The sequence below is a fragment of the Yoonia sediminilitoris genome (assembly GCF_003058085.1).
Classification (GTDB): Bacteria; Pseudomonadota; Alphaproteobacteria; order Rhodobacterales; family Rhodobacteraceae; genus Yoonia; species Yoonia sediminilitoris.
Genome location: NZ_QBUD01000001.1, coordinates 432,962 through 454,251, shown reverse-complemented (window position 1 = coordinate 454,251; position 21,290 = coordinate 432,962). Strand labels below are relative to the sequence as shown.

Here is a 21,290-nt window from a genome sequence, read left to right as displayed (position 1 = left end):
CCTATTCAGGCGTCCAGGCCTCATAGTCAGATCGCTCTGCCGGTGCGGACCGGCGAATCGAGCCCGCAGGCGCATAGGCCGCCGCAGTACCTGTCAGGTTTTCCTGATGCGGTTTTTCCCAGTCCTTGTGTTTGACAGCAACTTCCGTCGGCGGCTGGTCCCACGTGCGGTGCAACCAACCATGCCACTCTGGCGAAACCCGCGACGCTTCGTTTGCACCGTTATAAATGACCCAACGGCGGCTGTCGTCGGCGTTGCGATAATAGATGTTGCCTTCCGCGTCCTCACCAACTTTTTCGCCATTGCGGCTGGTCCACAGTTGGGTCCCGTAGGACTGCCCGTCCCACCAGGTAAAGATGCGTTTGATATTATGACCAAGGCCCATGTCGCGTCTCCGATTTCTGCTGTTGTCTTGCACGAACTGCGCGCCAACGTCCAGCCTTACATGTGTTGCAGTCACTGGCCTGCGCTGAACTGCATGCGATTTTTGGCAGCATGAATGACCCTAATCGGCGATCCGTGCTGTCACCTCTATTTCGATTTTCATTTCCGGGTTCTGCAATTGCGCCGATATCATCGTCGCTGCCGGGCGCGCCTTGGCGAAGGTGGCAGAGGTTACGGGCCAGCAAGCGGGCCAGTCACCCGCATCGGGCACAATATAGGTAACGCGCACCACATGATCGATGCCGCTGCCCGCATCGCTAAGCGCTTTGCCAATCGTTTCCAACGCGTTGCGGCATTGGTCAACAATGCTATCCGGCATTGTCATTGTGCTGTAATCATAACCGGTGGTACCTGCCACAAAGACCCATCCATCCGCGACAACTGCCCGGCTATAGCCGATCTGCGCCTCGAACGGGGACCCGGTAGAGATATGGCGCACGTCCACGACCTAGCTGGCCGTGGCGGCTTCTTTTTCTTTCTTGCCACCATCGTCATGGATCATCAGAGGGGCAACATCGGAAGTGACCGCCTCCTCGTTCACGACGACCTCGGTCACCGTTTCCATGCCGGGCAGGTCAAACATCGTATCCAACAGGATATCTTCCATGATTGACCGCAATCCACGTGCGCCTGTCTTGCGCTCAATCGCGCGCTTGGCGATCGCCGACAGGGCATCATCGGTGAACGTCAGCTTTGTGTCTTCCAACTCAAACAGCCGCTGGTACTGTTTGACCAACGCGTTCTTGGGCTGGGTCAGAATCGTGATCAGCGCATCTTCGTCCAGATCGGTCAGCGTTGCGATCACGGGTAGACGGCCCACAAATTCGGGGATCAGCCCGTATTTCAGCAGATCCTCGGGCTCCAGGTCCTGAAATACCTCACCGACGCCGCGATCATCGTTTTCCTTCACGTCGGCACCAAAGCCCATGCCGGACCCTTTGCCGCGCTGACCGATGATCTTGTCCAGACCAGCGAAGGCGCCACCGCAGATAAACAGGATGTTGGTGGTGTCAACTTGCAGGAACTCTTGCTGCGGGTGCTTGCGCCCCCCTTGCGGCGGTACGGAAGCAACGGTGCCTTCCATGATCTTCAACAGGGCCTGCTGCACACCTTCGCCAGAGACGTCGCGCGTGATCGATGGATTGTCAGACTTGCGGGTAATCTTATCAACCTCGTCAATATAGACGATCCCGCGCTGTGCGCGTTCGACGTTATATTCAGACGCTTGCAGCAGTTTGAGAATGATGTTTTCGACGTCTTCACCGACATAGCCAGCTTCCGTCAGGGTAGTCGCATCCGCCATCGTGAAGGGCACGTCAAGAATGCGGGCCAGGGTCTGGGCCAGCAGGGTTTTCCCGCAGCCGGTGGGGCCGATCAGCATGATGTTGGATTTTGCCAGTTCAATGTCGGATTTGTCGGCGTGGTTCAGACGTTTGTAGTGGTTGTGAACCGCAACAGACAGCACCCGCTTGGCGTGCAGTTGGCCAATGACGTAATCATCAAGTACCTGACAGATTTCCGTCGGTGTGGGCACACCATCGCCTGCCTTCAGGCCCGCTGTTTTCGTTTCCTCGCGAATAATATCCATGCAAAGTTCGACGCATTCATCACAGATAAACACGGTCGGACCAGCGATGAGCTTTCGTACCTCATGCTGACTTTTGCCACAAAAACTACAGTACAGCGTATTCTTGCTGTCACTACTGGATGTATTCGCCATCTCACACCTCTTGACCCATTGGTCGTTCTAACTGACTTCAGGCTGCCCTTGCCCTAACAGTAGGACAGCCTGCCTGGGTCCACAATGTCAAAATGACAATGCGCACGGCGTAGTTAACAGACAGTTTATTCGTCCGACTTGTCGCGATTCTCGACGATTTCGTCGATCAGACCCCAATCTTTTGCCTCTTCAGGCGACATAAAGTTGTCACGCTCCAATCCTGCTTCGACTTTCTTCAGGGTCTGGCCAGTATGTCTCACATAAATTTCATTCAGACGGGTTTTCAGCTTTTGCGTTTCGGCCGCGTGAATCATGATGTCGGTCGCCTGCCCCTGATAGCCACCGGACGGCTGGTGCACCATCACCCGGCTATTTGGCAAAGAGAATCGCATGCCCGCGTGCCCGGCTGTCAGCAAAAGCGAGCCCATGGAGGCCGCCTGCCCGATGACCAGCGTACTGACCTTGGGTTTGATGTATTGCATCGTGTCGTAGATCGACAAACCGGATGTCACCACACCGCCGGGGCTGTTGATATACATGCTGATTTCTTTTTTGGGGTTTTCAGCCTCAAGATGCAAAAGTTGCGCCACGACAAGCTGGCTCATCCCGTCATGGACGGGGCCATTCACAAAGATGATCCGCTCTTTGAGCAGACGCGAGAAGATGTCATAAGCACGCTCCCCCCGGGCGGTCTGTTCAACGACCATTGGGACAAGGTTCATATAGGTGTCGACGGGGTCTTGCATGGTGGTATGCCTCACTGTTGGACGGGACCGTCCTACTTCATAAATCCTGACAGAGTCTTAGTGGTGCCGGTCAGGGGCTTCAAGGGTCGCAGAATAGCTTTGACAAATCGTAAGCTAAGGCTTACGGTAAGTCATGAGTTACGTAGATGCAATAGAGGCGCTTGCCGATCCGACCCGCAGGCAGATCATCGACAGGTTGCGCGGCGGCGGACTGCCGGTCGGTGCGATTGCCGAAGGGATGGCAGTCAGCCGCCCTGCGGTCAGTCAACATCTTCGTGTGTTGTCGGACGCGGGGCTGCTGACAGTGACGCCGCTGGGGAACAAGCGCCTTTATGCAATTGCGCCCGATGGCGTGGATGATCTGCGCGCCTATCTGGATGGATTGTGGGATGATGCGCTCGCCGCATTCGCCCGCGCCGCCGACGCCCAGGCAAAAGGAAAGACGCATGATTGACCCAATTCAGAAATCCGTGACCGTCCCGCTGACCCCGACAGAGGCGTTTGCGCTTTTTACCAGCAAGATGGATCTTTGGTGGCCCAAGGCCGGATATTCTGTGGGAGGTGCGGCCAGCAAATTGCATTTCCCCTCACACAAGAATGGTGAGATCACCGAAACCGACGCGGGCGGCACAACCCATGTCTGGGGCAGAGTTATCGCCTGTGAACCGGGCGCATATGTCGCGTTTTCGTGGCATCCAGACCGCCCCGAAAGCGAGGCAACCGTGGTTGAAATGCGCTCTATCGCGACCGACACAGGCACCAGTTGCGATCTGACCCATGGCGGATTCGATATATTGGGCCCAACCGCTGATGCGATCAGCACCAGTTATCTACATGGTTGGGACATCGTGCTTGGGTGCTATCGCGGTGCGGTCAAACGACGCGTGTTTGCCTGATATCGAAAGTTGGGATGGATCAAGACCCATCTTACGACGTTGAAATGGCTGACGCCCGCTTTACCTACAGCGGATGTTTGAAACCGGATACACTGCCGCCTTGCAGAGATTGCATGATTTCGTCCCGAAGGCGGGCCGGGATTATGCAAGCAAACGCAACTATGACGACACCGCGCATGTGTCGGCCCTGTCACCCTATATTCGCCACCGAATCATCACCGAAGAGGATGTGATCCGCGCCACCCTTGGTCGCCATTCACTGCAAGCGGCCGAAAAATTCATTCAGGAAGTTTATTGGCGCACCTACTGGAAGGGCTGGCTGGAAATGCGACCCGCTGTCTGGGACCACTACAAAGCCGATTTGCGCGCAGCCCTGCATCGCACCCACAGCGAAGCGGGTTTACGTCAGGCGTGGGAGGCGGCCTGCAAAGGCGACACTGGCATTGCCTGTTTTGACCATTGGGCGCATCAGCTGGCACAGACCGGATATCTGCACAATCACGCCCGCATGTGGTTTGCGTCAATTTGGGTTTTCACATTGCGGCTGCCATGGGTGTTGGGCGCTGATTTCTTTATGCGTCATCTGATTGACGGCGACCCGGCCAGCAATACCCTGTCATGGCGTTGGGTCTCGGGCCTGCAAACGGTGGGAAAGACCTATCTGGCCCGTCCCGACAACATTGCAAAATATACCGAAGGCCGATTCCGCCCGACAGGGCTTGCCGCTGTCGCCCCCCCGCTGGAGGGCCTACCCCACCCCACACGCACCCCCTTGCCAGTCAGCGACACAATCACCCCCGGGAAACGCACCGGTCTGCTGATCACCGAAGAGGATAAGTCAATCGGTTGGTTGCTGGACCAGTTCACACCGGATGCGACGGCCATCATCCAGACCACACAGGCCCGCAGCCCGCTGATGACCGCGCAAGGGGTGCAGGATTTCGTGGCTGGCGGGTTGGCTGACTGCGCGGGCAGGTATCAGGCCCGATTAGGACATCTCAAGCGGATCTCGACCGATGCCCTGTCTGACTGGATCGCGACGCACGAGCTGGAACAGGTTGTGACCTCCTACCTGCCTGTCGGGCCGACCCGTGATGCATTGTCCGGGCATGACCTGCGCCAGATAATACGGCCCTACGATAGCAGTGCATGGCCCCATGCAACCCACGGTTTTTTTAGGTTCAAGGAAAAAATCCCCAAACTGATCGGCGACCTTCGTGGCCTTGCGACGGTCTGACATCTTGTGCGACGGCACGGACCGACCTAAACTAAACCAAACAGTTCAGCCGCGGAGGAACCCATGCCCACCACACTGACCATCAATGGCAAGACCCAAGATATCGATCTGCCCGGTGAGGTGCCCCTGCTTTGGGTGTTGCGCGATGAAGTTGGGTTGACCGGCACCAAATTCGGTTGCGGCGTTGCCGCCTGTGGTGCCTGCACCGTCCATATCGATGGCGAAGCGGTACGGTCGTGTCAGGTCGCGCTTGCCGATGTCTGGGGCGATGTGACAACGATCGAAGGGCTGGGCACCCCCGACAACATGGCCACGATCCAGCAGGCCTGGGTCGATCATCAGGTTGCGCAATGCGGCTACTGCCAGTCCGGGCAGATCATGAATGCCGCCGCCCTGCTGGACCAGACACCTAACCCGACAGATCAGGACATTGATGACGCGATGCAGGGCAACCTGTGCCGTTGCGGCACTTATCCACGCATCCGCGCCGCCATCAAAGACGCCGCCCAGCGCATTCAGGAGGCTTGAGCCATGGCCAATTTCCGCAAGATTGCCCGCCGGACTTTCCTGATCGGAACCGTCGCAATTGCCGGTGGCGTTGCGTTCGGCGTCTATCAGGTCCGCAAGGATGCGCCCAACCCGCTGACCCCGGGCGAAGGCGAAGCGACGCTCAACCCCTATATCCTGATCAACAGCGACGGGATCACGATCATCGCACCGCGCGCGGAAATGGGCCAAGGGGTGCACACGACACTGGCGGCCCTTGTGGCCGAGGAAATGGACGTGGCATGGGAGGATATCACCGTGCTGCACGGCCCTCCCGCACAGGCCTATTACAATCAGGCGTTGCTTGGGCTTGCCCTGCCATTCCGGCATTACGCCGATACAGCGTTCAAACACACGCTGCGCCAAGGCGTTGGAATGGTTGGAAAATTACTGAACCTGCAAGTCACAGGCGGGTCAACATCGACCAAGGACGCATATGAGAGGATGCGCCATGCGGGGGCCTCTGCGCGCGAGGCACTGAAGCTTGCGGCGGCGGCACAATTGGGCACCGATGCGGGCAGCTTGCGCACTGAGAACAGTCAAGTCATCGCCCCCGACGGCAGGACCATCGCCTATACGGCACTGGCAGAGGCGCTGCGGGACATCACCCCGCCCGATGTGGAACTGCGCGACAAATCGACGTGGAAATACCTTGGGAAATCCATGCCACGCACCGACATGGTCGCCAAATCAACGGGCACCGCGCAATACGCAACCGACACAAAGCTGGACGATTTGAAGTTCGCAACCGTACGGATGAACCCGCGCCGCAGCGGCATGGTGTCCTTTGACGATAGTGCTGCAAAGACCATGGCTGGCGTTGAGCAAATCATTGATCTGGAGGACGGCATTGCCGTTGTCGCCAACAATACATGGTTGGCACTCCAGGCCGCAAATGCGGTGGAAATCACTTGGGAGGACGCAAGTTATCCTGCTGATACGGCAGCTTTGCTGGCCGCAGTCGAAGCATCGTTCAAAGAGGAACCTAACAGCGTGATCCGTGATGACGGGGATGTGACAGCACCTGTCGATGGAACCGAAATCACCGCCACATATCAGGTGCCCTACCTTGCACATTCCACAATGGAGCCGATGTGTGCGACAGCACTATATACCGATGACGGACTTGAAATCTGGGCGGGCAATCAGGCCCCTGTGATTGTACGCGACAAATGCGCCGAGGCCGTGGGGCTGACGCCCGAACAGGTCATGGTGCATACAACCCTGATGGGTGGCGGCTTTGGGCGGCGCAGCGAATATGATTTCTCGGTTCAGGCTGCAAAGATCGCCAAGGCAATGCCCGGTACCCCCATCAGGATGACATGGCCGCGCGAAGAGGACATGACCCACGATTTCTATCGCCCCGCTGCGATGGCACAGTTCAGGGGTTTCGTTGCTGATGGTGAAGCCCAGCTTGTTGATGGCAAGATTGCAGCGCAGTCAGTGACCCATAATTCCAGCAGGCGGCTGGCAGGTCAGATACCACCGGGACCAGACCGGGGCCATGTGGAAGGCGCGGCAGACCAACCCTATGCCATTCCCAACTTCCGCGTGTCAGGGCATTTGACCGACCTGACAGTGCCGCTTGGTTTTTGGCGATCCGTGGGTAATTCGCACAATGGGTTCTTTTTTGACACGTTCATTGACGAAATGGCCCATGCCGCAAAGGTCGATCCGCTGCAATTCCGCCTGAAAATGGCGCGCGCAGAACATGCACCCTCTGCGGGGGTGATTCAGGCCGTCTATGAGATGTCCGGCTGGACCGGGAATACGCCTGACAATATCGGGCGCGGGGTCGCATTCACCTACTCATTTGGCACGCCCGTTGCAGAAGTGGTTGAAGTCGAGGACACCGGAAACGGCATCAGAATCAACAAATGCTGGATCGCTTGCGACGTAGGCACAGCACTTGACCCGCGCATCATCGAATCGCAGATGGTGTCAGGGGCGATCTACGGTTTCTCGGCTGCGATGCAGGGCGAAATTACTTTTGCCGATGGTGCTGCAGAGCAGCGCAATTTCTATGACTATGACGCCATGCGCATGCACAACACGCCCGCATTCGAGGTCAGAATCCTGGAAACAGCTCCTTTTATGGGCGGCGTCGGCGAACCCGGAACACCCCCGTCAATGCCTGCACTGGGGAACGCCTTGTTTGACCTGACAGGCACACGGGCGCGTACGCTGCCGCTGAACAAGACATTTGACCTGATCCTGTAAGACCGGGTCAGGCAAGCCATGTCCTGTAGTCGCTGACCAGCAAGTGGGTGGGGTCTGTGTCCTCTTCCACCTGCGCAAAGCGGCCAATGGGTTCGCGAAAAAGATTGTCCGTCTCGTCATCGTTCACGGTCGAGACTTCACCAATCAGCACATCGCCGCCCTCGCCCCAGAAGGCGTGCCAATCGCCGGGCATCAAGGTCACACTTTCACCGGGGGCAAGATACAACTTTTCGCCAGCATCGAAATCGCGTTTGATTCCATCGCACAGAACGGTGCCACCGGCCGTTTCATCAAAATTGCCACCGGCGTCTGATCCGAAAAGCTCCACCACCAAAGTGGCCCCCCCACGATTGATGATATCTTCCGCCTTAATCACATGGGTATGCATAGGCGACAGCTGGTCCTGCTTTGAGATCAAAAGCTTCTCAGCGTAGCACATGCCGCCGCCGCGTTGCAGGTCAGCGAGGCGACCGTTGCGCAGCGTGAAGAGAAACAGGCCCATTTCATCGTAACGCCCTGCCCCGTAATCGGTGATATCCCAGCCGCAGCGGGCCTCGATCACAGCACGGGCATCACTTGCACGGGCCTTGAAGGTTTCCGGTGTCCAATAGGCCCAGGGCGGAAGCGTAAATCCGAAGGAGCGGATCATTGCGTCGGCCTCTGCCATGATGTCGTTGATGGTAGAGCGTTTCATCGTCTTCTCCCTCGGGCACAAGTATTTTGCATTCCGTGTACTAGGGCAACGTTGAACGCGCAAGAAACGGGGATGGGTTAAAACCCATCTTACGGTTTGGTGTCGGTCAGCTTTCGGTGCCCAACGGCGCAGAGCGATCGCGCCCCGGCTAGGCCGTTTTGCGCAGGGCTCCTGCACACCATGTCCGGCAGGCATCGCCGAAAGCCTGAAAAAGCGGTCGAGAGACCGGGTCAGCATCGGCATTCCATTCAGGGTGCCATTGAACAGACAGGGTAAATCCGGGTGCATCGGCGATATAGGCCGCCTCGGGCGTGCCGTCGGGTGCATGGCCGTCAATAACAATCCGTGGACCGGCTTGCTTGATCCCCTGCCCATGCAAAGTGTTCGTCATCACTTCAGTGGCCCCCAAAAGTTGATGGAATGGCCCGCCTTGGGAAAACGTCACCTTGTGGCGCAGTTCGAACTTCTCTTCTAGCGTGCCATCAGGTGGCATCCGGTGGTTTTCGCGTCCCGGCAGATCACGGATTTCGGGATAGAGCGAGCCACCCATAGCGACATTCACCTCCTGAAAACCACGACAAATTCCGAAGATCGGCTGGCCGCGACTGACGCAGGCTCTGATCAATGGCAGGGCGAGCCTGTCCCTGTCGCGATCAAATTCACCATGGGCGACGGTTGCAATCTCGCCATATTCTTCCGGGTGCACATTGGGACGACCGCCCGTAAACAAAAATCCGTCACAGGCGTCCAGCAGATCATTGAGCGGCGCGGCCTCAGGGTTGGCGGGAATGATCAGCGGCAGACAATCGGACACTTTCGCAACCGCATCCGCGTTCATCTGCCCGGCCGCATGTGCCGGATACTGATCATTGATCAGATAGCTGTTTCCAATGATACCAATGACAGGCCGTGCCATGATTTTTCCTTATGACTTCACATCGGTGTAGCGCCAATTTGCAGCCTGCGAAAGCCGTGTCCACGCACAGAAGCAGTGACAGGACCACACATGCGGCAGAACTCACCATAAGGCCTATCATTTAAGCAGCCCTGAATTTTTTGCAAATCAGACGTGAAGATCGGCAAGGCCGACAGCCCGACCCGCCAACGGGCGGCGCATCGGTCTGCACGACCGGTTTGGCGGCGGTTTCAGCCTTCGCCGACCAAACCAGCAGCTTCGATCCCGGCGAGCGCAGCCGTCAGATCATTGTCCGAGGTATCACCAGTGACACCAACGGCACCAATCACGGCACCACGCTTGTCCCGGATCAGCACACCGCCCGGCACAGGGATAACATTGCCACCAAACACGCCATTTGCGGCCGCCATGAAATAGGCCTGCTGCTCGGCACGGGCCATTTGGGCGGTGCCCGCAATGCCCAGCATGATAGACCCGTAGGCCTTGCCATGGGCAATAGCAAAGCGCCCGGGAGAGGCTCCGTCAGCACGTTCAAACGCCTTCACATGGCCGCCCGCGTCCAGAACGACGACGGACAGCGGCTTGAATTCCATTTCCTCACCTTTGGCCATGGCCTTGCGGATGATAGTGCGGGCTTTGTTCGCCGATATTTCAGCCATCGTTCTTCTCCTTGGGACTAAACCCACATTTACAAATTCTGTCTGACAGATACCAAACCGTAAGATGGGTTTGAACCCATCTGCCTTTAATGGTTACGTTGCGCCTTCAGTTCCAGACGGCGCTGGTGCAGCACAGGCTCGGTGTAGCCTGATGGCTGGATGCGGCCTTTGAATACCAGATCACAGGCGGCCTGAAACGCGATACCGTCGAAATTCGGAGCCATCGGGCGATAGGCAGGATCATCCGCGTTCTGCCCGTCCACCACAGCGGCCATCTTTTGCATCGCCTCCATCACCTGTTCCTGCGAGACAACTTCATGGTGCAGCCAATTGGCCAGCGCCTGGCTGGAAATCCGGCAGGTTGCACGGTCTTCCATCAGGCCGACATTGTTGATGTCAGGCACCTTTGAACAACCGACACCCTGATCAATCCAGCGCACGACATAACCCAGAATACCCTGGGCGTTATTCTCGATCTCGCGCACCTTCTGGTCATCGGTCCAGCGCTGGTATTGCGCCAGCGGAATATCAAGGATCGAGGACACATAGGCGCGGCGCCCGCCTTTGCGCAGCCGCGCCTGAACAGCCATCACATCAACCTTGTGGTAATGCAACGCGTGCAGGGTCGCCGCAGTCGGGCTTGGCACCCATGCACAATTCGCACCCGATTGCGGATGGCCAATCTTCTGTTCCAGCATCGCCGCCATCAAATCAGGCATCGCCCACATGCCCTTGCCGATCTGGGCCTTGCCCGAAAATCCGCATTCCAGCCCGATATCAACATTCTGATCCTCATAAGCGCCAATCCACTGCTTGCGCTTGATGAAATCCTTGCGGCTGAAGGGGCCTGCTTCCATTGAGGTGTGGATTTCATCGCCGGTGCGATCCAGAAATCCGGTATTGATGAACGCCACGCGCGACTTAGCCGCACGGATACATTCCTTGAGATTGACGGTCGTCCGGCGTTCTTCGTCCATGATACCGATCTTGACCGTATGACGGGGCAAGCCCAGCGCGTCTTCGACACTGGCAAAGATATCGTTGGTAAAAGCGACCTCTTCGGGTCCGTGCATTTTGGGCTTCACAACATAGATCGACCCGTAGATCGAGTTCCCCCCGTCACGCTGCAAATCATGCATCGCAATCACGGTGGTAAACATCGCGTCCATCAGCCCCTCAAAGACCTCGTCACCTTCGGCATCAAGGATCGCGGGATTGGTCATCAGGTGGCCCACATTACGGACCCACAGCAGCGCGCGGCCCTTCAGGGTCAGCGGGCTGCCGTCGGCTGCGGTATATGACACATCTGCCGCCAACCGGCGGGTCCGGGTCTGGCCACCTTTGTTGAACGCGGCTTCCAGATCCCCCTTCATCAAGCCAAGCCAGTTGGTGTAGGCCAGCGTCTTATCCTCGGCATCGACACAGGCCACGCTGTCTTCGCAATCCATAATCGCGGAAACGGCGCTTTCCAGACGCACATCGGCCAACAGCGCCTGATCGCGACTGCCAATCGGGTGGGCCCGGTCAAAGACCAGTTCGACGTGCAGACCGTTGTTGACCAGCAAGATCGCGTCTGGCGCCTTGGGGTTGCCGCGATAGCCCACGAATTTGGCCGGGTCCTGAAGCGGATTGTCATCAACCAGCAAGGCGCCATCATGCACGTAATAGCGGCGCACGTCCGCGTGGCTTGCGCCAACCAGCGGAAAGGCCTCGTCCAGAAACACACGGCTGCGGGCCACGACGCGGGCACCATGACCACGGTCATAACCGCCTTTTGGCGGCAGCGTGCCCATTGCGTCAGTGCCATAGAACGCATCATAAAGACTGCCCCAGCGGGCGTTGGCCGCATTCAGGGCGAAACGGGCGTTGGTAATCGGCACAACCAACTGCGGACCCGGCACCTTGGCAATCTCGGGGTCCACATTTGCCGTGTCGATTTCAAAGGCCGGGCCTTCGGGCACCAGATAGCCAATTTCTGCCAAGAAAGCTTCGTAGGCCGTGCGGTCATGCGGGCTGCCTCGGTGCGCGATATGCCACGCGTCAATCTGTGACTGGATGTCTTCACGTTTGGCCAGAAGGGCGCGGTTGCGCGGCGTCATCTCGCCCACGAGGCCCGCAAAACCTTTCCAGAACTGGTCAGCGGTCAACCCGGTGCCGGGCAATGCCTGTTCTTCGACAAATGCCGCCAATTGCGTATCAACCTGCAAACCATGTTTTTCGACCCGATCCGTCATCATTCTTCCCTGATTTAGCTTGCGACAACCTATCGCATTTTCAGGAGGGGCCTAAAACAAAAGTTTCCGATAGGCAACAAGCCTGGTCATTCCATCTGACCAATTCTACGCACCGGACCGGTTGCGCTGCATCCGGCATTTGTCAGAACAATAGCGCACGGCGTTCCAGTCCCTGGCCCACTTTTTGCGCCAGACAAATGGGCGGCCGCAGGTCGCGCATGTCTTTTGCGGCAGGTCGGTCTTTTTGCGCATCTTTGCCATAGGACGCAACATGGCGTGCTGCGCCAAATTTTCCACCCAAGGCCCCCAATGACAGTGGCAATCCAGATCGCGCGACCCTACGCTGCTCCAAACAGCGAAAACGGACCGGACCCATGAAAGACGCCGCCCCCCAGACGATATATCTGCGCGACTATGCCCCGCCGGCCTTTCTGATCGACGACGTGCAACTGACCTTCAAGCTGGCCCCATCGGCGACGCGGGTGCTGTCGCGAATCCATTTCCGCCCCAACCCCGATGCCAAAGACAGCGTGTTTTTCTTGCATGGCGAAAACCTGACCCTGATCCGCACGGCCATCAACGGCAACACTATCACACCAGAAGTCACTGACGAAGGGCTGACCTGCACAGTCCCCGACGGCCCCTTCGTTTTCGAAGCCGAAGTCGAGATCGACCCCGCCGCCAACACCAGTCTGGACGGGCTTTATATGTCGAACGGCATGTATTGCACCCAGTGCGAGGCAGAGGGCTTTCGCAAGATCACCTACTACCCCGATCGCCCCGATGTGATGGCAACCTTCAAGGTCAGAATCGAATCTGAACTGCCTGTTTTGTTGTCCAACGGCAATCCGGTGGCACAGGACGACGGCTGGGCCGAATGGTCGGACCCGTGGCCCAAGCCCGCCTACCTTTTCGCCTTGGTCGCCGGTGATCTGGTCAATCATCCCGATAGTTTCACCACAATGTCCGGCCGCGATGTCGCCCTGAACATCTGGGTCCGCCCCGGCGACGAGGGCAAATGCGCCTTCGGGATGGAGGCGCTTAAGAAATCCATGAAGTGGGACGAAGAAGTCTATGGGCGTGAATATGATCTGGACCTGTTCAACATCGTCGCAGTGGATGATTTCAACATGGGGGCGATGGAAAACAAGGGGCTGAACATCTTCAACGCTGCCGCCGTGCTCGCCAGCCCCGAAACCGCCACCGATGCCAATTTCGAACGGATCGAGGCGATCATCGCCCATGAATATTTCCACAACTGGACGGGCAACCGGATCACCTGCCGCGACTGGTTCCAACTGTGCCTCAAGGAAGGGCTCACCGTGTTTCGCGATCAGCAGTTCACCGGCGATATGCGCGGCCATGCGGTCAAGCGGATCGACGATGCGATTGCCTTACGCGCACACCAGTTCCGCGAGGATGCAGGCCCCCTCGCCCACCCGGTCCGGCCCGAAAGCTTTGTCGAGATCAATAACTTCTACACCATGACAGTCTATGAAAAGGGCGCCGAGATTATCGGCATGTTGCGCCGCCTCGTGGGCGCAGGCGATTACAAAAAGGCGCTGGATCTTTATTTTGCTCGCCACGACGGCGACGCAGCCACGATCGAGGACTGGCTGGCCGTCTTTACCGATGCAACAGGCCGTGACCTGACCCAATTCGCCAGATGGTACAGTCAGGCGGGCACCCCAAAGGTCACGGTCCGCGACGAATACAGCAACGGCACCTACCGGCTGCATCTGTCGCAAAGCACGCCACCAACGCCGGGTCAGCCGCACAAAGAGCCGCTTGTCATTCCCATCGCCGTGGGCCTGCTTGATGAAGGCGGCACCGAAGTTGTGAAAACGACCCTGCTTGAACTGACAGAGGCCGCAGAGACCTTCACCTTTGACGACCTGTCCGGCAAACCCATTGCGTCGATCCAGCGCGATTTTTCGGCGCCGGTGATCCTCGACTATCCCCAGTCGAACAAGGACCTTGCGTTCCTGCTGGCGCACGACACGGACCCGTTCAACAAATGGGACGCGGGGCGCAGGCTGGCACAAGACGTGCTGCTGCGGATGGTGCGCGATGATGCGGCGCCTGACGCGGCCTATCTTGACGGTCTTGCGACGGTGCTGCGCGACGACAGCTATGATCCGGCCTTTCGCGCCTGTGTGCTGTTGCTCCCGTCAGAGGAAGACACCGCAACCGCCCTCGTCGATGCCGGACAAACGCCGGACCCCATGGCGATCTACCATGCGCATGAGGCGCTGAAACTTCTTTTGGCGCAACAGCTGCAAGACAGCCTGCCCCGGCTTTATGCAGATATGACGGTGACAGGGGCATATAGCCCCGATGCGGTTGCCACGGGCAAACGCAGTCTTGGCAACGCCATCCTGTCACTGATGTCGAAACTGGACGGGGGCAAGCAGGCCAGCGCGCAATATACCGACGCCGACAACATGACACAGCAACTTGCAGCGCTGGCCGCACTGTTGAAAATCGGGAAAGGCCAGCCAGAGTTGGCAGCCTTTGAAACGCAATGGCAAAACGACCGTCTGGTGATGGATAAATGGTTCGGCCTTCAGGTCAGCTGTGCCGCCCCCCGTTTGGCAGCAACGACGGCCGCCAATCTGACGGCGCATCCGGCTTTCGATCTGAAAAACCCAAACCGGTTCCGCGCCGTCTTTGGCGCGCTCAAGTCCAATACGGCGGGTTTTCACGACCCGTCCGGTGCGGGTTATGACCTGCTGGCCGACTGGCTGATCAAGCTTGATCCGATCAATCCACAGACCACCGCACGGGTCAGCACGTCGTTTGATACATGGAAACGTTATGACCCGGACCGGCAGGCAAAAATGCGCGGCGCGTTGCAGCGCATCGCCGCCACCCCGCATCTGTCACGCGACACAACCGAGATGGTGACACGGATTTTGGGCTAATTTCTGCCAGTAGCAAACGACAATATCCGCAAATCACCGCTGGTCAGCCAACCGCAACACACCCGTCATGGAACCGTTACGCCGCGCGCTGCTATATAAGGTCATGGAACACCGCATTGACCCGCTGATCGCCGAACGTGCGCCTTGGCTTTACCGCGACGGGCGCGGGTCCGGTCTGGCCCGCGCTATGCTGCACCGCTTACTGGCTTATGACAAAACCGTCAGGATCGCGCAGTCTTTCGAACATAGCTCCGCCGACGAGATCATGTGCGACATGGGCAACCGGCTGGCCCGAACGGTCACCGCCAAGGGGCTTGGACATATCCCCGCACATGGACCTGCGCTGATTGTGGCGAACCATCCGACCGGCATTGCCGACGGAATCATCCTGCACCACCTTATCGCGCGGCAACGGGCTGACGCATATTTCTTTGCCAACCGGGATATCCTGCGCGTGCTGCCGCAGATGGGCAGCATGATTGCGCCTGTCGAGTGGCGGACCGACAAGCGCAGCCATGCCAAGACCCGCGAAACCATGGCATATGTGCGCAGGGCAACCCACGCAGGGCGGTTGGGCGTGATTTTTCCCTCCGGGCGGCTGGCCAAGCGTCGTGGGCTGCGGCTGCATGAACGGCCTTGGATGGGGTCTGCGGCGATGCTGGCGCGTAAATTCGACCTGCCTGTTGTGCCCGTCAACATACAGGCGCGCAATTCGGCGCTGTTTTATCTGTTTGATCGCATTCACCCGACATTGCGGGACATCACCCTGTTTCACGAGACACTGAACAAGGCAAAGCAGCCGTTCCGGATAACAGTGGGCGACCCAATCTCGGCTGCGGCTATTCCGCACAATCCGGCCGATGGAATAGCACTCCTGCGCAGGGCGACCCTGGCGTTAGGCGGCAAGGATGCACCGACGGTCAGTCTTGTATCGGCGTCGCGCTTCGCGATGAAAGGCTGACACCCGTTTGTGTGCGCGCCACCGGGCGCATGTTCATGAGCGGCTGGCAATAGCTTTGCGCGCTTGTCCATGCGGCCATTTCGGCAATCTTGCCGCGTTTCGTCATCGGGCCCCAATCGGCAGCGACACCCCGCCAACGGCGGTCAAAAAAGGCAACCGCATTGTCGCGCGGGACGGTCACGGCCATGATCCGGGCTGCACAGCTCAGGTTTTCGGTCGGGTTCTTGAGCGCCGCACCACTTGTCGCGCGGCAGCCATAGCCGCGGGCGGTCGCAGGATAGATTTGCAGCAAGCCATACCACAGGTCCGGGCCACCGACAGCCGCAGGGCGGTAGGTGCTTTCATGCTTTGCCAGCGCCGACATCATGCCAACCCAAAAAGCGCGGCGTTTGTCGGTTCCGTGATCGGCATAGGCCGGGCACCAGCGGTCGATGTCACGGGGCACCACGCTTGTCAGCACAGCGGCATGGCCCGCGACGGCCGACATGGCCGCGCGCGTCCACAGCTGGCCGCCCGGTTTGAAATCCCAGCGGGCGCGCGGCAGGAACATATCGCGCTTGACCGGTCTGACATCGGGGACGCGGGTTTCAATGACTGCCGGATAGCGCACAATATGGGCGGGGCGCACATATGGGCGCAGGGCCCCGAGGGCCACAGCCTGTGCATCCTGACGGGAAACGGGGCGCAAATCCGGTACATCAGCGAGGCATGTGCCCGCGAAAACAATCGCCGCAACCGCCCCCACGATGGCTTTGGTCAATTTCATTGCATTAATCTGCCCCAAACCCGCACTTTCGGGCAAGCGTTGAATCCGCAATCTCTTGAAGCTGCGCGAGGCTTTGCTTAGACAGCCCCTCAAGACACCAAAAAGGTATGCCCGATGCTTGATCTGACCTACGACACACCCGCCCCCAAAACCATTGCCGGCGCGCAAAATGACTGGGAACTCGTGATCGGGTTGGAAGTCCACGCGCAGGTAGCGACAAACGCCAAGCTGTTCTCGGGGGCCTCCACACGTTTTGGGGCCGAACCTAACAGCAACGTGGCCTTTGTGGATGCGGGCATGCCCGGCATGCTGCCCGTCATCAACGAAGGTTGCGTGGAACAGGCGGTGCGCACCGGCCTTGGCCTGAACGCGCAGATCAACCTTGTGTCGGCCTTTGACCGCAAGAACTATTTTTACCCCGACTTGCCGCAAGGTTACCAGATTTCGCAGCTTTACCACCCGATTGTGGGTGAAGGCGAAGTGCTGGTGGAAATGGGCGACGGCACCGCACGCAAGGTGCGCATCGAACGGATTCACCTTGAACAGGATGCTGGCAAGTCGATCCATGACATGGACCCAACCATGTCATTCGTGGATTTGAACCGGACCGGCGTCGCCCTGATGGAAATCGTCAGCCGCCCCGACATTCGCGGGCCAGAGGAAGCCGCCGCCTATGTGCTGAAATTGCGCCAGATCCTGCGCTATCTGGGCACCTGCGATGGCAACATGCAAAACGGCAACCTGCGTGCCGATGTGAACGTGTCGATCTGCAAGCCCGGCGACTACGAAAAATATCAGGAAACACAGGATTTCTCGCATCTGGGCACCCGCTGCGAGATCAAGAACATGAACTCCATGCGCTTTATCCAGATGGCGATCGACGTCGAAGCTCGCCGCCAGATTGCCTTGATCGAGGACGGCAAAGAGGTCGTGCAGGAAACCCGGCTCTATGATCCCGACAAGAACGAAACGCGGTCCATGCGCTCCAAGGAAGAAGCACATGATTACCGCTATTTTCCCGACCCTGACCTGCTGCCGCTCGAAATTGAACAAACGTGGGTTGATAATATCAAAGCCGGGCTGCCTGAACTGCCAGACGCCAAGAAAGCCCGCTTTATGGGGGATTTCGGACTGTCCGACTACGACGCATCTGTTCTGACCGCCGAGGCGGAAAATGCGGCGTTCTTTGAAAAGGTGGCCGAAGGGCGCGACGGCAAGCTAGCCGCCAACTGGGTCATCAACGAATTGTTCGGGCGGCTCAAGAAGGACGACAAGGACATCGGCACCAGCCCGATTTCGGCTGAACGTCTGGGGCAGATCGTGGGGCTGATCAAATCCGGTGATATCTCGGGCAAGATCGCCAAGGATGTCTTTAATATCGCTTACACCCAAGACCGCGACCCGACCGAAATCGTGGAAACCGAAGGTATGAAGCAGGTCACCGATACCGGCACAATCGAAGCTGCGGTGGACGAGATTATTGCCGCCAACCCCGCACAGGTTGAAAAGGCCAAGCAAAACCCGAAACTGGCTGGATGGTTCGTGGGGCAGGTCATGAAAGCCACCGGCGGCAAGGCGAATCCGGCGACCGTCAACCAATTGGTCAGCAGCAAGCTGGGGCTGTGATCCTCATAATCCCCCGAATACTTGGAATCACAGGGGTTTCTTGCTATGTCGGTGCGGTTGAGATGGGAAGGCGACGCAATGACTTACGAATATAAAGTGGTGCCCGCACCGACCCGCGGCCTTAAAGCCAAGGGGGTCAAGACCGCCGAGGACCGTTTCGCCAACGCGCTGCAAACCGCGATGAATGATCTGGCCGCCGACGGCTGGGAATATCAGCGGACCGATACGCTGCCCTGCGAACAGCGCGAGGGGCTGATGAGCAAGACGACCGTCTATCAGAATATGCTGATCTTTCGCCGGCGGACGGCCCAGGCAGTAGCGGCCCCATCTGCCCGTGCAGAGCCCGCCAGCGAAAAGACCGCCGTCGCACCACCGCTGGCGCAAGAGCCTGCGCTTCCCCGGACAGGTGATGCCGCCACGCGCCCGCTTCATGGTGCAGAACGGCTGACGGCAGATGACAAGCAGCAATTGCTGAAGTCCGGGACCGGCGAAAAGCCCAAAAAATCCGACGTCGCGGCGGAATAGCCTTTACTTGATCTCGATCGCCAACGCGTGAATCCGGCCCATGATATCGGGGCCCAACGCGCTGTGGATCGCGCGGTGGCGGGCAATTCGTGACATGTCGTCAAATTGTGCGGCCTGAATTATCACCCGCCAGTGGCTTTCGCCTGATCCATCATCGCCTGCATGACCCTGATGCATCGCACTTTCATTCACAACCTCAAGCTGCGTTGGTGAAAGTTTTTGCAATGCCCCGGAAATTTCTGCGTCAAGTCCCATTATTTTGCTCTTACCCTCTTCAATCTTTTGCTGGGGAGTTTAAAGTATGTTGTCCGAACCGGAAAGGGATGACGCGAAATGAAGAAAGATGACCCCTTTGGTTTTGACATGTCGGTGTCAAGTTCAAAGAAAAAGAACCCGCGCGGACGGCGTGGGATGTCTGGTGCATCAGAAACATCGATGCGCGTCTGCGACCATGAGGGCTGTGAAGAGGCTGGCAAATACCGCGCGCCCAAGTCGCCTGACGTGCTGGATGACTATTTCTGGTTTTGCCAGACGCACGTGCGGGAATACAATCTGAAATGGAACTTCTTTGACACCACGTCAGAGGCCGAACTGGCTGCACAGATGGATCAGGACCGCGTTTGGGAACGTCCGACAAAACCAATGAAGCGCAGCGTGGAAGAACGCGCATGGGCGCGTTTAGGTGTGGATGATCCACATCAGGTGCTTGGCGTGAATGCCACCCGCAATCCCGGCAAAGGGGCCACTTCCGGGCGACGCCTGCCGCCGACCGAACGCCGCGCGATTGAAATTCTTGAGGCCAAGGACAATTGGTCAAAGCCGCAAATTCGCAAAGCCTACAAAGCCCTTATCAAAGTCCTGCACCCGGACATGAACGGGGGCGACCGCAGTCAGGAAGAACAGTTGTCCGAGGTCGTTTGGGCGTGGGACCAGGTTAAAGCCAGCCGCTTTTTCCGCGAAAAGGACTAACTCCGCCGATGGTCAGAGCCCACCCATCCTGCGCCGTCAGCGCCGATTTCACGAAATATCATTGGGTAAAGGGCGTCTTGGAAACGGTCCAGAGGATTATTTCAGCCCTGAACGCGCGGAGCCCCGGCTTGCGCTGCGACGGGCATAGTTGTTCTACGCACAAGCGGCGCACGCCGCTGAGATGATGTGAAATCCACGCCCTGCGGGTTTAACGGATTTTCCCTAAGTGAATTTGCGAAACAGCTTGGTCTGATCGAACATCTCTTCCAGCGACTGCATCCGGTCTTTTGTGTCGTCCCATGTCAGGTTCTGCATGGTCGAAATCATCGTCTCCAGCAGCAACAGCGGGGTGACGACCGAATCCCATGCCGACGGGACAACAATCCGGCTGCTGAAACTGTAGGTGGCCAGTTGGTGAACAGGCGATCGCCACTGGTCGGTAAAAAGAATGATCCTCGCGCCCCGCGCATGGGCCATTTCAGCCAGCTTCAGGGTGTTATTTTCATACCTGCGCATGTCGAAGATGATGAAAACGTCGTCTTCTTTCACATCCAGCAAATAATGTGGCCATGCATTCGACGTGGACTGGATATGGGTCAGCTTCGCGCGCATGACCTGCATGTGCAGGAAAAGATATTCAGCCAGCGTATGGGTCACGCGCCCGCCGACGACATAAAGATGATGCTCCGTATCCGCGGCAAGCGCGCAGGCGGCATCAAATTCGGCAGGGTCAATCTGCCCCAATGAATGACGGATATTGTCGATCACCGCATCGGTGAAGCGGTTCAAAAGATGCTCTGACGGGGCCCCTTCAGCCCATGTGTCATGCTTGGCAATCGGGTCCTTGGCCTTGGCTTTCAGTTCTTCGCGCAGTTCGGCCTGAAACTCGGGGTATCCGCTGAACCCCAGTTTTTGCACCATGCGGGCCACAGTCGGCACCGAAACCTTGGCATCCTTGGCCAATGAACTCAGCGGGCCAAGCCCTGACGCAGGATAGTTTTCAAGGATCGAATGCGCCAACTGGCGCTCGGCCCGCGTCAGATCATCCAACTGCTTCTGGATGCGGTCAGAGATTGTCAGTGGCACATGGTTCATACTCTTTGCCCCCTTTTGATCGATAATATACCAGAGTTATCTGAAGTGTTATATTTTTCTCAAAATTAAGTTGACAAAATCTCTGGCTGGCGGAAGGTTAACTGGTGATCGG

Annotated in this window: 22 protein-coding genes; 10 read left to right on the top strand and 12 right to left on the bottom strand. The window is 58.0% G+C overall.

Translation table 11 applies throughout. From position 1 onward, the window contains the following. Position 1: 1 nt before the first annotated feature. The 4 genes from C8N45_RS02300 to C8N45_RS02285 form a co-directional block, all read right to left on the bottom strand. Positions 2–385 (bottom strand): NADH:ubiquinone oxidoreductase subunit NDUFA12, encoded by a 384-nt coding sequence (locus C8N45_RS02300; protein WP_108384581.1) that lies wholly within the window; start codon positions 383–385, stop codon positions 2–4. Positions 386–505: 120 nt separating this feature from the next. Beyond that, positions 506–883 carry a RidA family protein gene (locus C8N45_RS02295; protein ID WP_220270417.1) on the bottom strand — a complete coding sequence of 126 codons (378 nt, stop codon included), beginning with the start codon at positions 881–883 and terminating at the stop codon, positions 506–508. A 9-nt stretch (positions 884–892) separates the two neighbouring features. Beyond that, positions 893–2,164, bottom strand: a complete 1,272-nt coding sequence (gene clpX / locus C8N45_RS02290; protein ID WP_108384579.1) for an ATP-dependent Clp protease ATP-binding subunit ClpX — start codon at positions 2,162–2,164, stop codon at positions 893–895. A gap of 125 nt (positions 2,165–2,289) precedes the next feature. After that, positions 2,290–2,910: an ATP-dependent Clp protease proteolytic subunit gene (locus C8N45_RS02285; protein WP_108385113.1), complete on the bottom strand. Its 621-nt coding sequence runs from the start codon at positions 2,908–2,910 to the stop codon at positions 2,290–2,292. Positions 2,911–3,043: 133 nt separating this feature from the next. Here C8N45_RS02285 and C8N45_RS02280 point away from each other — a divergent pair, with 133 nt between their 5' ends. The 5 genes from C8N45_RS02280 to C8N45_RS02260 all read left to right on the top strand — a co-directional run bounded on the left by C8N45_RS02280 (position 3,044) and on the right by C8N45_RS02260 (position 7,809). Further along, complete coding sequence (locus C8N45_RS02280) at positions 3,044–3,364, top strand: ArsR/SmtB family transcription factor (protein ID WP_108384578.1); 321 nt, start codon at positions 3,044–3,046, stop codon at positions 3,362–3,364. Then, the gene (locus tag C8N45_RS02275) at positions 3,357–3,806 is read left to right on the top strand and encodes an SRPBCC family protein (protein ID WP_114427802.1); all 450 of its coding nucleotides are present in this window, start codon (positions 3,357–3,359) and stop codon (positions 3,804–3,806) included. Before C8N45_RS02280 ends, C8N45_RS02275 begins: the two co-directional genes overlap by 8 nt. A 73-nt stretch (positions 3,807–3,879) precedes the next feature. Next, positions 3,880–5,043, top strand: a complete 1,164-nt coding sequence (locus tag C8N45_RS02270) for an FAD-binding domain-containing protein (RefSeq protein WP_108384576.1) — start codon at positions 3,880–3,882, stop codon at positions 5,041–5,043. 63 nt (positions 5,044–5,106) lie between these two features. Next, on the top strand, positions 5,107–5,571 hold the full coding sequence (locus tag C8N45_RS02265; protein ID WP_108384575.1) for a (2Fe-2S)-binding protein: 465 nt from the start codon (positions 5,107–5,109) through the stop codon (positions 5,569–5,571). 3 nt (positions 5,572–5,574) lie between these two features. Next, positions 5,575–7,809 (top strand): xanthine dehydrogenase family protein molybdopterin-binding subunit, encoded by a 2,235-nt coding sequence (locus tag C8N45_RS02260; protein WP_108384574.1) that lies wholly within the window; start codon positions 5,575–5,577, stop codon positions 7,807–7,809. Between the two features lie 7 nt (positions 7,810–7,816). Here C8N45_RS02260 and C8N45_RS02255 read toward each other — a convergent pair whose 3' ends face one another. The 5 genes from C8N45_RS02255 to C8N45_RS02235 all read right to left on the bottom strand — a co-directional run bounded on the left by C8N45_RS02255 (position 7,817) and on the right by C8N45_RS02235 (position 12,573). Next, positions 7,817–8,503, bottom strand: a complete 687-nt coding sequence (locus tag C8N45_RS02255; protein ID WP_108384573.1) for a D-lyxose/D-mannose family sugar isomerase — start codon at positions 8,501–8,503, stop codon at positions 7,817–7,819. Between the two features lie 148 nt (positions 8,504–8,651). Continuing rightward, the gene (locus C8N45_RS02250) at positions 8,652–9,419 is read right to left on the bottom strand and encodes a gamma-glutamyl-gamma-aminobutyrate hydrolase family protein (protein ID WP_108384572.1); all 768 of its coding nucleotides are present in this window, start codon (positions 9,417–9,419) and stop codon (positions 8,652–8,654) included. 230 nt (positions 9,420–9,649) lie between these two features. Next, entirely contained in the window at positions 9,650–10,078 is a 429-nt protein-coding gene (locus C8N45_RS02245) for a GlcG/HbpS family heme-binding protein (RefSeq protein ID WP_108384571.1), read from the bottom strand. A gap of 86 nt (positions 10,079–10,164) precedes the next feature. Further along, positions 10,165–12,312 carry a malate synthase G gene (locus C8N45_RS02240; protein ID WP_108385112.1) on the bottom strand — a complete coding sequence of 716 codons (2,148 nt, stop codon included), beginning with the start codon at positions 12,310–12,312 and terminating at the stop codon, positions 10,165–10,167. Positions 12,313–12,417: 105 nt separating this feature from the next. Next, on the bottom strand, positions 12,418–12,573 hold the full coding sequence (locus C8N45_RS02235; RefSeq protein ID WP_108384570.1) for a DUF2256 domain-containing protein: 156 nt from the start codon (positions 12,571–12,573) through the stop codon (positions 12,418–12,420). Between the two features lie 113 nt (positions 12,574–12,686). Between C8N45_RS02235 and pepN the strand changes: the two genes are divergently transcribed. Both pepN and C8N45_RS02225 read left to right on the top strand, forming a co-directional pair. Next, positions 12,687–15,236 (top strand): aminopeptidase N, encoded by a 2,550-nt coding sequence (gene pepN, locus C8N45_RS02230; RefSeq protein ID WP_108384569.1) that lies wholly within the window; start codon positions 12,687–12,689, stop codon positions 15,234–15,236. A gap of 67 nt (positions 15,237–15,303) precedes the next feature. Next, positions 15,304–16,197, top strand: coding sequence for a 1-acyl-sn-glycerol-3-phosphate acyltransferase (locus tag C8N45_RS02225; protein ID WP_245882522.1), 894 nt, complete (start codon positions 15,304–15,306; stop codon positions 16,195–16,197). Here C8N45_RS02225 and C8N45_RS02220 read toward each other — a convergent pair. Then, a complete protein-coding gene (locus C8N45_RS02220; protein WP_108384567.1) occupies positions 16,157–16,963 on the bottom strand; it encodes a transglycosylase SLT domain-containing protein in 807 nt (268 codons plus the stop codon). The two genes, C8N45_RS02225 and C8N45_RS02220, sit on opposite strands and share 41 nt — an antisense overlap. A gap of 114 nt (positions 16,964–17,077) precedes the next feature. On the opposite strand from C8N45_RS02220, the gene gatB reads away from it, so the two are divergent. Together gatB and C8N45_RS23515 are read left to right on the top strand one after the other, a co-directional pair. Next, positions 17,078–18,589, top strand: a complete 1,512-nt coding sequence (gene gatB, locus C8N45_RS02215; RefSeq protein WP_108384566.1) for an Asp-tRNA(Asn)/Glu-tRNA(Gln) amidotransferase subunit GatB — start codon at positions 17,078–17,080, stop codon at positions 18,587–18,589. 78 nt (positions 18,590–18,667) lie between these two features. After that, entirely contained in the window at positions 18,668–19,114 is a 447-nt protein-coding gene (locus C8N45_RS23515; protein WP_245882521.1) for a DUF4177 domain-containing protein, read from the top strand. Positions 19,115–19,117: 3 nt separating this feature from the next. Here C8N45_RS23515 and C8N45_RS02205 read toward each other — a convergent pair whose 3' ends face one another. After that, on the bottom strand, positions 19,118–19,369 hold the full coding sequence (locus C8N45_RS02205; protein ID WP_108384565.1) for a BolA family protein: 252 nt from the start codon (positions 19,367–19,369) through the stop codon (positions 19,118–19,120). A 78-nt stretch (positions 19,370–19,447) separates the two neighbouring features. On the opposite strand from C8N45_RS02205, the gene C8N45_RS02200 reads away from it, so the two are divergent. After that, positions 19,448–20,083 (top strand): J domain-containing protein, encoded by a 636-nt coding sequence (locus C8N45_RS02200; RefSeq protein ID WP_108384564.1) that lies wholly within the window; start codon positions 19,448–19,450, stop codon positions 20,081–20,083. Between the two features lie 222 nt (positions 20,084–20,305). Here C8N45_RS02200 and C8N45_RS02195 read toward each other — a convergent pair whose 3' ends face one another. Continuing rightward, the gene (locus C8N45_RS02195) at positions 20,306–21,178 is read right to left on the bottom strand and encodes a MurR/RpiR family transcriptional regulator (RefSeq protein ID WP_108384563.1); all 873 of its coding nucleotides are present in this window, start codon (positions 21,176–21,178) and stop codon (positions 20,306–20,308) included. Positions 21,179–21,290: the final 112 nt, after the last annotated feature.